Source organism: Paenibacillus sp. FSL H7-0703, from assembly GCF_038003485.1.
Taxonomy (GTDB): Bacteria; Bacillota; Bacilli; order Paenibacillales; family Paenibacillaceae; genus Paenibacillus; species Paenibacillus polymyxa_B.
Genome location: NZ_JBBOPF010000001.1, coordinates 306,270 through 323,591, shown reverse-complemented (window position 1 = coordinate 323,591; position 17,322 = coordinate 306,270). Strand labels below are relative to the sequence as shown.

Here is a 17,322-nt window from a genome sequence, read left to right as displayed (position 1 = left end):
TATGGATAATTTGATGAAAAGAATAGAATCTCTTTCTCCAGAAAAAAGAAAGCTATTTGAGACGATGCTAAAAGAAAAAGGAAAAGATGTTTCAAAATATACGCCAAATGCCTTTTCTGGAATACCTTCTGCCAGAGAGCAGGAATTTTACCCTATGTCATCTGCCCAGAAAAGGCTGTATATACTAAACGAGCTTGAAGGAGCAGGTACTGCATATAACATGCCAGGCGTCGTACTGCTGGAAGGAAACATTGATGCAGTACGCTTCGAACAGGCATTCAAGGAGCTAGTAAAAAGACATGAGGCTCTGCGCACATCATTTCATATGGTTGAGGGTGAACCAGTACAAAAGGTTCATGATTACGTGGATTTCAGTATTACGTACCTGGAACTGGATGAAGAAAAAGCAGCAGAAATAGTCAAAGAATTCATAACGCCCTTTGATCTTAGCCAAGTTCCATTACTGAGAGTAGGACTTGTAAAAACGAACGAAGACAGGCGTGTTATGATGTTTGACATGCACCACATAGTATCAGATGGTATATCAGTCAATATACTTATGAGTGAGTTTTTGGATTTGTACCAAGGGAAGACCCTTTTGCCACTACGGATACAGTACAAGGATTTTTCTGTATGGCAGAAGGAGATGTTTGCCGGAGACTCAATAAAGAAGCAGGAAGAATACTGGCTCCAGACATTTAAGGGTGATATACCGGTACTGGATATGCCTACTGACTATCCAAGACCGGCGGTACAAAGTTTTGAAGGAGATGCTGTAAGCTTTGAAATAAACCCTGAACTTTCAGTCAAACTAAATAAGCTTGCAACAGATAATGGAGCTACCTTATACATGGTACTGATGGCTGCATATAACGTACTCCTGTCCAGATACACTGGACAGGAAGACATCATAGTTGGAAGTCCTGTAGCCGGAAGGCCCCATGCTGACCTGCAGGGTATCATTGGTATGTTTATAAATACCTTGGCCATAAGGAACTATCCTGAGGGAGAAAAGACCTTCGTCCAATTCTTGCAGGAAGTAAGGGAAAATGCGTTTTTGGCTTTTGAAAATCAGAACTACCAGTTTGAAGAACTTGTAGAAAAACTTAATCTCATGAGGGACATGAGCAGGAATCCTCTTTTTGACACTATGTTTGCACTGCGCACTTCAAACAAGACAGAATTTGCAGCATCGGGTATAAACTTCAAACAATACAACAACTGGCTGGAAGGCAGAAAGGCAAAATTTGACCTTATGCTTGAAGTGGTAGAGGGTCAAGAAGGTATAACATTTAACCTTGAATATTGTACCAGGCTGTTTAAGAAGGAGACAATAAAAAGGTTTGGAACCCATTACATTACCGTTCTTGAAGAGATAACGGCATGCCCTGAAAAAAGGTTGTGGGAAAGTGATGTACTGTTACAGGAAGAAAAACAGCAAATCCTATATACCTTTAACGCTACAGAGGCACAGTATCCTAAAAACAAGACTATCCATCAGCTTTTTGAAGAGCAGGCAGAGAAGAACCCTGATCATGTAGCTGTGGTATTTGAGGGTAAAAAGCTTACATTTAGTGAACTCAATAAAAAATCAAATGGGTTGGCCCATGTATTAAGGGCTAAAGGAGTCAAACCGGACAGTATCGTAGGTATTCTGGCAGAACGCTCACTTGAGATGATAGTAGCAATCCTAGGGGTATTAAAAGCAGGAGGGGCATATCTTCCCATAGATCCAGATTATCCTGAGGAAAGAATAAGTCATATGCTGGAAGACAGCCGGGCAGTGATCCTGTTGACCCAATCACATTTTATAGACAAATATACATCAATAGGTACAGTAATAAATTTAGAAGATGAGCAGGAATATTCAGATGAACAATATAACTTATCGGAGGTAAATAAACCTTCCGATCTAGCTTACTTAATATATACCTCAGGCTCTACAGGTAAACCCAAAGGGGCAATGATAGAGCATAGAAACATAGTAAGGCTGTTATTTAACAGTAAAATGCAGTTTGATTTTAACGAAAATGATGTATGGACTATGTTTCATTCTATGAGTTTCGATTTTTCCGTATGGGAGATGTACGGGGCGTTGTTATATGGGGGCAGATTGGTGGTAGTTCCTAAAATGACAGCACGCAGCAATGTAGAGTATCTGAGACTTCTAAGGAATGAGAAGGTGACCGTATTAAATCAGACACCTTCAGCCTTCTATAATATAGCCAATGAAGAAGTATCATATGAAGAAAAAGAACTTAAGATAAGATATGTCATATTCGGAGGGGAAGCATTAAAGCCTGCATTGTTGAAGGAATGGAGAAAGAAGTACCCGCAGACTAGACTCATCAATATGTATGGAATAACCGAGACAACAGTGCATGTCACATATAAAGAGATAGAAGAGGAAGAAATTAGATCTAATGTGAGCAGCATAGGAAGGCCTATACCAACCCTTACAACATATGTAATGGATAAGAACATGAAAGTTGTTCCCATTGGAGTAGCCGGAGAGCTTTGTGTAGGAGGAGACGGAGTTTGCAGAGGATATCTTGGAAGACCGGAGCTTACAAAGGAAAAGTTCGTTCAAAATCCGTACAAGCCGGAAGAGAGGTTATATAGATCTGGAGACCTGGTCCGGTTATTATCTGATGGAGAAATGGAATACCTGGGTAGAATAGACCACCAGGTAAAGATAAGAGGCTTTAGGATAGAGCTTGGTGAAATAGAAGCACAACTGCTAAAGCATCCTTCAATTGAGGAATCTTTGGTGATTGCAAAGGAAGACCATCAGGGCAGTAAATACCTGTGTGCATATATAGCGGGAGAAAATGAGCTGACAATATCAGAACTAAGGGAGCATCTCTTAAAAGAACTGCCCGAATACATGGTACCATCATACTTTGTGCAGCTTGAAAAAATGCCATTGACAGCTAATGGCAAGATAGACAGGAAGGCATTGCCTGAACCCGAAGGTAATATAAATACGGGAATAGAGTATGAAGCGCCTATAGGCGAATTTGAAGAGAAGCTTGCACTGATTTGGCAAGACATCCTTGGAATTAAGAAGATAGGAAGAAATGACAACTTCTTTATGTTAGGTGGACACTCTTTAAAGGCTACAAGCCTTGTAGCGAGAATTCACAAAGAGTTCAATATAGACATGCCTCTTAAGGAAATATTTAAGGCTCCAATTATAGCGGAAATAGCAAGGTATATGAAGGAAGCAAAGGAGAGTATATATCAATCCATCCAAACTGCTAAAGAGATGGAATACTACCCTATGTCATCAGCCCAAAGAAGGCTGTATATATTAAATCAGTTTGAAGGAGCAGGGACAGCATACAATATGCCAGGCAGCTTGCTGGTTGAAGGCAGTATTGATCTGGAGCTTTTTCAGAAGACCTTCCAACAGCTTATAAATAGGCATGAGACCCTTCGAACATCTTTCCATTTCATAGAGGGTGAACCCGTCCAGAAGATCAATGATCCTGTGGGTTTTAGTGTAGTGTATCTAGAATCTGACGAAGAAAAAGTGGGGGAAATCGTAAAAGAATTTATAAAGCCGTTTGATCTTGGAATTGCTCCGCTGCTAAGAGTAGGCCTTGTGAAAACGGGAAAAGACAAGCATGTCATGATGTTTGACATGCACCATATCATATCTGACGGTACGTCCATGGATATACTGGTACATGAGTTCATGGATATGTATGGAGGAAATAACCCTTCTTCCCTCCGTATACAGTACAAGGACTATTCTGTTTGGCAGAAGGAACTATTTGCTGGGGACAAAATAAAGAAGCAGGAGGAATACTGGCTCCAGGAATTTAATGGAGAAATTCCTGTGCTGAATATGCCAGTAGATTACCAAAGGCCTGCGGTTCAAAGCTTTGACGGAGGTTTTATCCGTTTTGAAGCAGGCAGTGAGCTTACGGGAAAACTTATTAAGCTTGCAAGGGATAATGGGGCTACTCTTTACATGACATTGCTTGCTTCATACAACATACTGCTGTCTAAGTATACGGGGCAGGAAGATATTATAGTGGGAAGCCCTATAGCTGGAAGACCTCATACAGATTTACAAGACATAATAGGTATGTTTGTAAATACTTTAGCCATGAGGAACTATCCCCAGGGAGAAAAGACCTTTGCTGAGTTTCTAAAGGAAGTAAGGGAAAACTCTATAAGGGCTTATGAAAATCAGGACTACCAGTTTGAAGAACTGGTGGAAAAGCTTAATGTAAAGAGGGATATGAGCAGGAATCCTCTTTTTGATACTATGTTTGTATTGCAAAATACCGGCTCATCAGAATTGAAGATAGATAGGCTTAAGTTTATACCCTATACAAATGAATTTAGAATATCCAAATTTGACTTGACATTAAATGCTCGGGAAACCCAGGAAGGTATTGCATTTGATTTGGAATATGCCACAAGGCTGTTCAAGAAAGAGACTGTAGAAAGGTTTGCAGCCCATTACCTTAATGTTCTGGAAGAGATAACGGTTTATCCTGGAAAAAGGTTGTCAGAAATTGATATGCTTTCACAGGAAGAAAAGCAGAAAATACTATATGACTTTAACGATACAAAGGTCCGGTATCCTAAGGATAAGACTATACATCAACTGTTTGAAGAGCAGGTAGAAAAGACACCCAATAATATTGCTGTAGTGTTTGAAGATAAACAGCTGACTTATAAGGAAGTAAACGAAAAGGCAAACCAACTGGCCAGAAAATTAAGAGAAAAGGGAATAAAACCTGATAGTGTAGTGGGAATTATGGTAGAACGTTCCCCGGAAATGATCATAGGGATCATGGCTGTCCTAAAAGCTGGGGGGGCTTATTTACCCATAGCTCCTGAATACCCTGAAGACAGGATCCAGTTTATGCTTGATGACAGTGGCAGCCAAATTATTCTGATACAGGATAAATTTATAAATGCTAAAGGTAGTTACAGAAATGCTGAATTTATTAGCATAGAAAATCAGGAACTATTTACTGGGGATGTATCAAATCCAAAGTTAATTAGTAAACCTGAAAACTTGGCTTATGTAATATATACATCCGGTTCTACCGGCAAACCCAAAGGGGTAATGATAGAGAACTACTCCGTAATCAACCGTATCAACTGGATGCAGAAGCAATACCCGATAGCTGAAGGTGATGTGATCCTGCAGAAAACTCCCTATACCTTTGACGTATCGGTATGGGAATTATTGTGGTGGAGCTTTACTGGGGCCAAAGTCTGCCTGCTGATACCGGGAGGAGAAAAAAATCCGGAAGAAATCGTGAAGGCAATCGAAAAAAATAAAGTTACCACAATGCACTTTGTACCATCCATGTTGAGTGTATTTTTAGAGTATGTAGAGGAAAAGGGGATAATAGAGGAAATAGCAAGCTTAAAGCAGGTATTTGCCAGTGGAGAAGCACTGAACCTGAAGCAAGTAGAAAAGTTCAACAAGCTGCTGTACAAAGAAAAAGGAACAAGCCTGCATAACCTGTACGGACCAACAGAAGCAACAGTAGATGTATCCTACTTTGGCTGCTCTACGGAAGAAGAATTGGAGCTTGTACCTATAGGAAAGCCCATAGATAACATTAAGTTGTATGTTGTGAGTAAGGAAAAGGGCCTGCAGCCGATAGGAGTAGCGGGAGAACTATGCATAGCAGGGGATGGACTGGCAAGAGGGTACTTGAACAGACCGGAACTTACAGAAGAAAAATTCGCAGCAAACCCATTCGCACCGGGTGAAAGGATGTACAGGACAGGTGACCTGGCAAGGTGGCTGCCTGACGGCAACCTAGAATATCTGGGCAGGATCGACCATCAGGTAAAGATAAGAGGCTACAGGATAGAACTGGGTGAAATAGAGAACCGGTTATTAAAGCATGAAGCAATAAAAGAAGCGGTGGTATTGGACAAAGAAGGAGCTGACGGAAATAAGTATCTTTGTGGATACGTCGTACCGGATCAAGAAATAACCGTACAGGGGATGAGGGAACACTTGTCAAAAGAGCTCCCGGACTACATGATCCCTTCCTACTTTGTGCGGATGGAAAAGCTGCCATTGACCCCTAATGGAAAAATAGACAGGAAAGCATTGCCTGTGCTCGATAGCAATGTTAATACCGGCGTAGAATACGTAGTACCTTCGGGAGAAATAGAGGAGAAACTTGCGCTGTTGTGGCGGGATATCCTTGGAATAGAGAAGGTAGGAAGAAATGATAACTTTTTTATGCTTGGGGGACACTCGTTAAAGGCAACAAGCCTTGTAGCAAGAATTCACAAAGAGTTCAATATAGACATACCTCTTAAGGAAATATTCAAGACACCAACCATCTTAGAAATTGCCAGATATATTAAAGACTCAAAGGAGAGCCTATATCAGTCAATCCAACCGGCAGGAGAAATGGAATACTACCCTATGTCATCTGCACAAAGAAGGCTGTATATACTAAACCAGCTTGAAGGGGCAGGGACAGCATACAACATGCCTGGTATTATGCTGCTGGAAGGAAGCATTGATACAGCGCGTTTCCAGGAAGTCTTCAGGCAGTTGGTAAAAAGGCATGAGACTCTTAGAACATCGTCCCACATGATCGATGGTAACCCGGTCCAGAAGGTTCATGACCATGTGGAATTCAGCGTGATGTACTTTGAAACTAACGAAGAAAAAGCCGCAGAGTATGCTGGGGAATTTGCCAGACCTTTTGATCTTGGCAAGGCTCCTCTGCTAAGGGTAGAGCTTGTAAAAACGGGAGAAGACAGGCATCTTATGATGTTTGATATGCATCACATTATATCCGATGGTGTCTCCATGGACATACTGATTCGTGAGTTTATGGATCTTTATGAAGGAAACAACCCTCCAGCACTTCGGATACAGTACAAGGACTACGCTGTATGGCAGAATAAACTGTTTGATGAGGGCGGAATTAGCAGCCAGGAGGAATACTGGCTCCAAGCATTCCAGGGAGAAATACCTGTACTGAATATGCCGCTAGACTATCCAAGGCCTGTAATACAAAGCTTTGAAGGGGATTTTTTTAGCTTTGAAGCAGGCAGTGAGCTTACGAATAAATTAAACAAGCTTGCAAGGGATAATGGGGCTACGCTTTACATGACACTGCTCGCGGCATACAACATATTGCTGTCTAAGCACACCGGACAGGAAGACATAATCGTTGGAAGCCCTATAGCCGGAAGGCCACATTCAGACCTGCAGGATATCCTTGGTATGTTTGTAAATACCTTGGCTATGAGAAATTACCCCAAGGGAGATAGTACCTTTGTAGAATTCTTGAATGAAGTAAGAGAAAACGCTCTAAGGGCTTATGACAATCAGGATTACCAATTTGAAGAACTGGTTGAGAAGCTTAACTTGAAGAGGGACATGAGCAGAAACCCACTGTTTGATACTATGTTTACCATGCAAAATGCCTCTAAGGTAGAATTTGCAGTACCTGGTATAAGCTTCAGACCTTTTAATAACGGGCTAGAGTATAGAATATCAAAATTTGACCTATCCATTGATGCAATAGAGCGTGAAGATGGTATGGCTTTTAGCTTTGAATATTGTACTCGGCTTTTCAAAAAAGAGACTATAAAAAGGTTGGCGGCTCATTACCTTAACGTGTTGGAAGAGATAACCGCAAATCCGTTTAAAAGGTTGTCGGAAATAAATATGTTGTCCCAGGAGGAAAAACAGCAAATAATCTATGGCTTCAATGATACAAAAGTAGAATATCCTAAGGATAAGACCATACAAGAGCTATTTGAAGAACAAGTGGAAAAGACGCCTGATAACATAGCAGTAGTATTTGAAGATAAATACTTGACTTACGGAGAACTTAATGAAAAGGCCAATCAACTGGCTTGGATCTTAAGGGACAAGGGATTAAAACCTGACAGTGTAGTAGCTATAATGGTAGACCGGTCCATAGAAATGATAATAGGTGTAATTGCTGTATTTAAAGCAGGAGGCGCGTATTTACCCATAGACACCGAATATCCTGAAGAACGAATCAGATATATGATCGATGACAGCTTGGCTAGAATTATTCTTACGCAAGAACATCATAAAGAAAAAATTAAATTTGATCTTGATATTATAAGCTTTGATGACTGTGTGAATTACAACGGGAGAACAGAAAATCTTCCTGTCATTAATAAATCTTGTAATTTAGCATATGTCATTTATACATCAGGAACCACAGGAAAGCCAAAGGGGATCATGATAGAGCATAGAAGTCTTGTCAACATATCTTACGCATGGAAAAAGGAATATAGGCTTGCGGATATGGATGTAAAGCTGTTGCAAATCGCAAGTTTTTCTTTTGATGTATTTGTGGGAGATGTTTCGAGAACGCTGCTCAACGGAGGCCAAATGGTTATTTGTTCATCCGAGGAGAGATACGATCCTGCACGATTATATTCACTTATTAAAACCCATAAAATAACCATCTTTGAATCCACACCGGCACTGATTATTCCTCTTATGGATTATATCCATGATAATGCTTTGATTATTGATAGCCTCAAGTTGCTTATACTTGGATCAGATACTCTCTCTGTGGAAGATTATGGAAGATTACAATCCTGGTATGGAGAGAAACTGCGGGTTGTTAATAGCTATGGGGTTACTGAGTCCACCATAGATTCCAGTTATTACGAAAAGAGACTGGGAAGCTATTTGGAATCCGGGAGTGTACCTATCGGAAAGCCAATGCAAAATATAAAATACTACGTTGTTGACAAACACTTGAGACCTCAGCCTACAGGGGTTTTGGGTGAGTTGTGCATAGGGGGAGAAGGGCTTGCAAGGGGATATCTAAACCGGCCCGAACTGACAGCTGAAAAATTTGTACCTAACCCGTTTATATCAGGGGAAAGGATGTATCGTACAGGGGATCTGGCCAGATGGCTGTCTGATGGGAATATGGAATTTTTAGGAAGAGTAGATCATCAGGTAAAGATAAGGGGATTTAGAATAGAGCTGGGGGAAATAGAAGCACAACTGCTAAAGCACGTTTCAATAAAGGAAGCAGTGGTTATTGCAAGGGAAGATCAGAAGGGAAACAAGTATCTGTGTGCCTATGTGGCAGGGGAAAATGAATTAACAATAGCAGAACTAAGGGGACATCTCTTAAAGGACCTTCCAGACTATATGATACCATCCTATTTTATGCAGTTAAAAAAGCTGCCGCTGACTCCCAATGGCAAAATAGATAGGAAGGCATTGCCCGAACCTGACGGCAATATCGATGCTGGAATAGAGTATGTCGCACCCTTGGGTGAAGTGGAGGAGAAACTTGCGGGGTTGTGGCAGGATATCCTTAGTATAGAGAAAGTGGGAAGAAACGACAATTTCTTTGAGCTGGGGGGACATTCCTTAAGGGCAGCAAATCTTATTGCCAGGATTCACAAAGAGTTCAATGTAAACATACCGCTTAAAGAAATATTTAAGAGCCCAAATATGTCTGAAGTTGCCGAGTGCATCAAGATTGCAAAGGAGAGTGTATTTCATTCTATTGGGCCGGCTGGGGAGATGGAGTACTATCCAATTTCATCCGCCCAGAAAAGGCTGTATATTCTAAACCAGCTTGACGCAGTTGGGATGGCATACAACATGCCTGGTATTATGCTAATTGAAGGCAAACTCGATAAACTGCGCTTTGAACAGGCTTTTAGGGAGCTTGTTGACAGACATGAGTCTTTCCGTACCTCATTCCATATGATAGATGGTAAACCGGTACAAAAGGTCCATAGCAATGTGGATTTTAGTGTTATGTATATGGAAACCGATGAGGAAAGAGCTGCGAAAATAGCCAGTGAATTTATTAGGACCTTTGACCTTGATGAGGCTCCTTTACTTAGGGTTGGGCTTATAAAAGTTGGAGAAGACAGATATATTATGATGTCTGATAAGCACCATATTATATCTGACGGGGTGTCTGACGACATACTGGTAAGAGAATTTATGAGCCTGTATGAAGGTAAGGAACTTCCGGAACTTAAGATTCAGTACAAGGATTTTTCCGTATGGCAGAACAGGCTGTTTGCTGATGGGACAATTAGTAAGCAGGAAGAATACTGGCTCCAAGTATTCAAAGGAGAAATTCCTTTGCTTAATATGCCGCTAGACTACCCTAGGCCAGCTATACAGAGTTTTGAGGGAGATGTGATCAGTTTCAAAGCAGGCAAGGAGCTTGCTGTTAAACTGAACAAACTTGCAGTGAATAATGGTGCCACGCTCTACATGGTACTTTTAGCTTCATACAATGTCCTTTTATCCAAGTACACCGGACAGGAAGATATTATAGTTGGAAGTCCCGTTGCAGGAAGGCCGCATACTGATCTTCAGGACGTTATTGGTATGTTTGTAAACACGCTAGCCATGAGGAATCACCCTCAAGGTGGAAAGACTTTTGTGGACTTCCTTAATGAAGTAAGAGAAAACTCCTTAAGGGCTTACGAAAACCAAGATTACCAATTTGAAGAACTGGTAGATAAGCTTAACCTGGAAAGGGATCTGGGCAGAAATCCACTTTTCGATACTATGTTTGTACTGCAAAATATCGAGGCATCAGAAGTGAAGATGGATGGGCTAAGGTTTATGCCCTATGACAGTGAAGTAAGAATATCCAAGTTTGACTTGACTTTAAACGCTGAGGAAACAGAGGACGGTATTGCATTTGAATTGGAGTATGCTACCAGGTTGTTTAAGAAAGAGTCAGTTATAAGGCTTATTGCCCATTACCTTAATGTATTGGAAGAGGCAGCAGCCTTTCCTGAAAAAAGGCTATTAGAAATTGATATGCTGTCACAAGACGAAAAACATCAAATATTATATGAATTTAATAATACAAAAGCAGGATACCCTCGGGAAAAGACCATCCATCAGATTTTTGAGGAACAGGTGGAACGGACACCCAATAATATTGCTGTAGTGTTTGAAGATAAACAGCTGACTTATAGGGAGCTAAACGAAAAGGCAAACCAACTGGCCAGAAAATTAAGAGAAAAGGGAATAAAACCTGATAGTGTAGTGGGAATTATGGTAGAACGTTCCCCGGAAATGATCATAGGGATCATGGCTGTCCTAAAAGCTGGGGGGGCTTATTTACCCATAGCTCCTGAATACCCTGAAGACAGGATCCAGTTTATGCTTGATGACAGTGGCAGCCAAATTATTCTGATACAGGATAAATTTATAAATGCTAAAGGTAGTTACAGAAATGCTGAATTTATTAGCATAGAAAATCAGGAACTATTTACTGGGGATGTATCAAATCCAAAGTTAATTAGTAAACCTGAAAACTTGGCTTATGTAATATATACATCCGGTTCTACCGGCAAACCCAAAGGGGTAATGATAGAGAACTACTCCGTAATCAACCGTATCAACTGGATGCAGAAGCAATACCCGATAGCTGAAGGTGATGTGATCCTGCAGAAAACTCCCTATACCTTTGACGTATCGGTATGGGAATTATTGTGGTGGAGCTTTACTGGGGCCAAAGTCTGCCTGCTGATACCGGGAGGAGAAAAAAATCCGGAAGAAATCGTGAAGGCAATCGAAAAAAATAAAGTTACCACAATGCACTTTGTACCATCCATGTTGAGTGTATTTTTAGAGTATGTAGAGGAAAAGGGGATAATAGAGGAAATAGCAAGCTTAAAGCAGGTATTTGCCAGTGGAGAAGCACTGAACCTGAAGCAAGTAGAAAAGTTCAACAAGCTGCTGTACAAAGAAAAAGGAACAAGCCTGCATAACCTGTACGGACCAACAGAAGCAACAGTAGATGTATCCTACTTTGGCTGCTCCACGGAAGAAGAATTGGAGCTTGTACCAATAGGAAAGCCCATAGATAACATTAAGTTATATGTTGTGAGTAAGGAAAAGGGCCTGCAGCCGATAGGAGTAGCGGGAGAACTATGTATAGCAGGGGATGGACTGGCAAGAGGGTACTTGAACAGACCGGAACTTACAGAAGAAAAATTCGCAGCAAACCCATTCGCACCGGGTGAAAGGATGTACAGGACAGGTGACCTGGCAAGGTGGCTGCCTGACGGCAACCTAGAATACCTGGGCAGGATCGACCATCAGGTAAAGATAAGAGGCTACAGGATAGAACTGGGTGAAATAGAGAACCGGTTATTAAAGCATGAAACAATAAAAGAAGCAGTGGTATTGGACAAAGAAGGAGCTGACGGAAATAAGTATCTTTGTGCGTACGTCGTACCGGATCAAGAAATAACCGTACAGGGGATGAGGGAACACTTGTCAAAAGAGCTCCCGGACTACATGATCCCTTCTTACTTTATGCAGATGGAAAAGCTGCCATTGACCCCTAATGGAAAAATAGACAGGAAAGCATTGCCCGAGCCTGACGGAAGTATGAGTACGGGAACAGAATATGTAGCGCCGCGGAATGAAGTGGAAGAGAAACTGGTTGAAATATGGCAGGAAGTGCTTGGAGCAAAACAGGTAGGAATAAGGGACAACTTCTTTAAAATAGGCGGAGATTCTATACGTGCAATATCATTAGTCAGCACAATATGCAAAAAGTTGGATATAAACATCCAAATCAGGGATATATACATGAATCCTGATATTGAGAGATTGTCTGCATTCTTAAAAGTAAAAGATACGGAAGCTTTTAACAGTAAGATGGGTAAAGCAAGGGAAGAACTGGAGTTATTTAAACAGCGAATATTGATGAATGAAACTCTCTCAGAAAAGTTACCTTCGGACATGGAAGATATATATCCGATGAGTCACATAGAGCTGGGTATGATTTATCATTCCAAAAAAGACTATGAAAATGCAGTTTATCATGACCAATTTGCATTTCATCTGAATGACAAAGACTTTGATTTCCCAGCATTTAAAGAAGCGATGCTTCTAATGACGTCAAAACATGATATTTTAAGGACGGTTTTTAATTTAGAGGATTTTGAAACTCCTGTGCAAATTGTTTACAAGGGCAGTAGTCTTGATATTGAGCAGATAGATATCATGAATTTTAGCAGGACAGGGCAGGTTGAGTATATAAACAAATATTTGGAAAATGACAGAGCGAATCCGTTTGATATATCAAAGCCCCTTTGGAGGATAAGAATATTCAAACTTGACGCAAACCATATTTGTCTGGTTCTGATATTCCACCATGCTATCCTGGATGGCTGGAGTGTTGCTTCATTGATTACGGAAGTTTCAAACCTATACTCTAAGCTTAAGCAAGAAAAAGATTATATACCAACACGGCTTAAATGCAGCTATAAAGATTATATAGCAGACCAAATGACAATTAAGGACAACCAGGAAGTAATTAATTATTGGAGAGAGGAATTAAGTGAATATAAAAGGTTGAATATGCCTGCAAATATTCATGGAAAAACAAAAAAATCTTATAAAGTAGACCATGTAACACGCCATTTAAGTCAGGAATTTTTAGGTGATTTAAGAAGTACTGCCAGAAGATATGATGTAAGCTTAAAGACACTTTGCTTTGCTGCATACACTTATATGCTCAATATGCTTTCATACGAGGATGACTTTGTCGTAGGTTTGGTAGAAAATAACAGACCTGTATGCGAAGATGGAGATAAGATGCTGGGGTGCTTCTTAAATACGGTTCCCGTCAAAATGTGTTTTGATAAAATCGATATATGGGAGGAATTGATAAAAGTTGCAGAAAAGAAATTAATAAACTTAAAGCTTTATGGAAGACTGCCTTTATTTGAGATCATAAATATCCTGGGCGGAAAAGAAAACAAAGAGGAAAATCCTTTATTTGATACCATATTCAATTATGTGGATTTTCATATATATAACGAGATAATAAACAAAGAAATCGGTGATGTTAAAGATAGAATTTCAGTTGATGAATATGAAGCAACCAATACAAGTCTTGACTTTACAGTAAGTAATACATTCGATGATCTTAATATAAGCTTGATCTACTCGGACAAAGTATTGGAAAGAAAACAGGCAGAAGAGTGTATAGACTATTTTATTAATATTTTAAATATGTTTATCCATAACCCCAAAGGGTCAGTTGACAAGCTTATTATATTAAGTCATGAAGAAAGAAAGCAGTTGCTGATAGACTTTAATGATACTAAGAAAGACTATCCGCAGGACAAAACCATACATGAGCTGTTTGCTGAGCAGGTGGAAAGGACACCTGACAACATAGCTGTGGTATATGAAGACAAGCACTTGACTTACAGGGAATTGAACGGAAAGGCAAATCATTTGGCCAGAGTATTGAGGAACAAAGGGGTAAAGCCTGACCGTATTGTAGGAATTATGGCCGAACGTTCATTTGAGATGATTGTGGGGATATTTGCCATATTGAAAGCTGGAGGGGCGTATCTGCCGATAGATCCTAATTATCCTGATACAAGGATAAAGTATTTGTTGGACGATAGTGGTTCCCAGATCCTTTTGACCTCCAGGACCTTTATGGAAAATAAGCAGATTGATGCGGATATTATATATCTGGAGGAAGAATATTTAAATGAAGAGAACTCAAAGCTTGAAAATGTAAACAAACCCTCGGACCTTGCGTACGTCATTTATACATCAGGTTCGACAGGGAAGCCCAAAGGTGGAATGATTGAGCATACTAGCGTTGTAAACATAATTACAGCCCTCCAGGCCATGTATCCGCTTAAAGCGGAAGACGCTTTTCTATTTAAAACAACTTATACCTTTGACGTATCCGTAGCTGAGATATTTGGCTGGTTCCTCAACGGAGGAAAGCTTGTAATATCACGCCAAGGTGTGGAAAAGGAAGCTATGGAGTTAGTAGAGGTAATAAACAAGCATAAGATAACCCATGTAAACTTTGTACCATCAATGCTGAATATAATGGTACATACTTTAAAAGATAATGGTATAAAACTGCCATCAACTCTCAGGTATATTTTTGCTGCTGGAGAAGCGCTGCCCAAAAAGCTTGTCCATGAGCTTTTCGATGTCTCAGAGAACACATCTCTGGAAAATATCTATGGGCCTACAGAGTCCACGATATATGCAGCGGGTTACAGTATAACAAAGAAAATAGCAGAAGAACTTATAACAGTACCTATAGGGAAAGCTTTACAGAATGTATACCTTTATATACTGGACAAGCACAACCAATTAACTCCTGTAGGAGTGGCCGGTGAACTTGTGATAGGTGGAAGCGGTCTTGCAAGGGGCTATTTGAATAGACCTGAACTGACAGCAGAAAAATTTGTACCTAACCCGTTTATTCCCGGCGAAAAAGTGTACCGCACAGGGGACTTAGTAAGGCGGCTTCCTGATGGGAACATCGAATTCATGGGCAGGATCGACCACCAGGTAAAGATAAGAGGCTTTAGAATAGAGCTTGGAGAAATTGAAGCACATCTGGTGAAGCACACTGCTATTAAGGAAGCAGTGGTTATTGCAAAGGAAGAGCAGCAAGGGAAGAAGTACCTGTGTGCATATATTGTAGGGGAAAATGAATTGACCATTTCCGAGCTAAGGGAGCATCTCTTAAACGAACTACCTGACTACATGGTACCAGCATATTTCATGCAGCTGGAACAGCTGCCATTTAATGCCAACGGTAAAATTGATCGGAAAGCATTGCCTGAACCACAGGGGAATATTAATACCGGAGTAGAGCATGTAGTTCCTAGAAACGAAAGAGAAGAAATACTGGCCAAAGTATGGGAAGACGTACTAAAAACTGAAAACATCGGGGTAAAAGATAATTTCTTCAGCCTTGGAGGAGACTCAATAAAAGCCATACAGGTAATGTCGCGTCTTAACGTCCATGGGCTAAAGCTTGAAATGCGGGACTTATTCAAACATCCTGTAATTGAGGAACTCGTCGAATATATACAATCTACAAGCCGAAGAATTCATCAAGGCCCGGTAGAAGGCATAGTACCGATAACACCTATACAAAGATGGTTGTATAAACAAGACAGCAAGGATATCCATCATTTTAATCAGGAAATAATGATATATGGGCGTAACGGATTTGAAGAAGCTATTATTCGAAAAGTATTGTCAAAGCTTGTAGAGCACCACGATATTTTTAGAACAGTGGTAAAAATAGAGGATCAAAATATACTCCAATACAACAAAAACCTTGAAGGTGAACATTTTTCATTGGAAATTGTAGACCTTAGGGACAGCTATAATTACCGGGAAAAAATAGAGCTGGAAGCGTCGAGGATTCAGAGGAGCATGGACTTGTATAACGGTCCTTTAGTTAAGGTTGGTCTGTTTAAGACTAAAGAAGGGGACCACCTGCTAATAGCTATTCACCACCTTGTAGTTGATGGGGTATCGTGGAGAATCATACTGGAAGATTTGGACATAGGATACAGACAGGCGCTAAACAATGATGAAATAAAATTCAGCAACAAGACCGACTCTTTCAAAGATTGGGCACAGAGGCTTGATGAGTATGCCAATAGCCCTGAACTATTAAAAGAAATAAATTACTGGACCAATTTGGAAAAAACTGAAACAATACCGCTTCCAAAAGACCGAGAGATTGAAGAAAGAAGGTATATGAATAACAATAGCGTCAAGATCGAGCTGAGTATTGAAGAGACTGAGAAGATGCTAAAGCGGGTAAACCATGCTTATAACACAGAAGTAAACGACATATTGCTTACCGCCTTGGGATTAGCAGTGAGGGAATGGACCGGAAATGATAAGGTTCTGATCAGTCTGGAGGGGCACGGCAGGGAGGAAATCATTAAAGACATTGACATAAGCAGGACCGTGGGATGGTTCACCACCCAGTATCCCGTGGTGTTAGATGTCAGCGGACAACTCGATATTTCCCGCATGATCAAATCGGTAAAAGAAAACATCAGGCAGATACCTAACAAAGGGATAGGTTACGGCATACTAAAATATCTTACCTTGCCGGAAAACAAAGCCGATTTAAACTTTAATCTAAACCCTGAAATAAGCTTCAATTACCTCGGTCAATTCAACCAGGATAATGTAGACAATTTATTTGGAGTGTCTGATATTCCTGCCGGAGAGTCTACAGGACCAAACTATAAAAGTGAGTATTGTATTGATATTAACGGCGGAACTGTAGAAGGCGGGAAGCTGGAATTAAACTTTAGCTACAACCAGGGCGAGTATGAGAAGAGTACTATTGAAGGGGTAGCGGTGAGTTTTAAAAAGCATTTAGTAAACATAATAACCCATTGTGCAGAAATGGACTATTCAGAAGCTACACTCAGTGATTTTACAGTAGACGATCTGAATATGGATGAGTTTGAAGACGTATTGAATAACTTCGAATAAAA

1 protein-coding gene is annotated in these 17,322 nt (G+C 40.4%); it reads left to right on the top strand.

Annotated elements, in window-relative coordinates:
- Position 1: 1 nt before the first annotated feature.
- The gene (locus MHB46_RS01360) at positions 2-17,320 is read left to right on the top strand and encodes a non-ribosomal peptide synthase/polyketide synthase (RefSeq protein WP_341161356.1); all 17,319 of its coding nucleotides are present in this window, start codon (positions 2-4) and stop codon (positions 17,318-17,320) included.
- Positions 17,321-17,322: the final 2 nt, after the last annotated feature.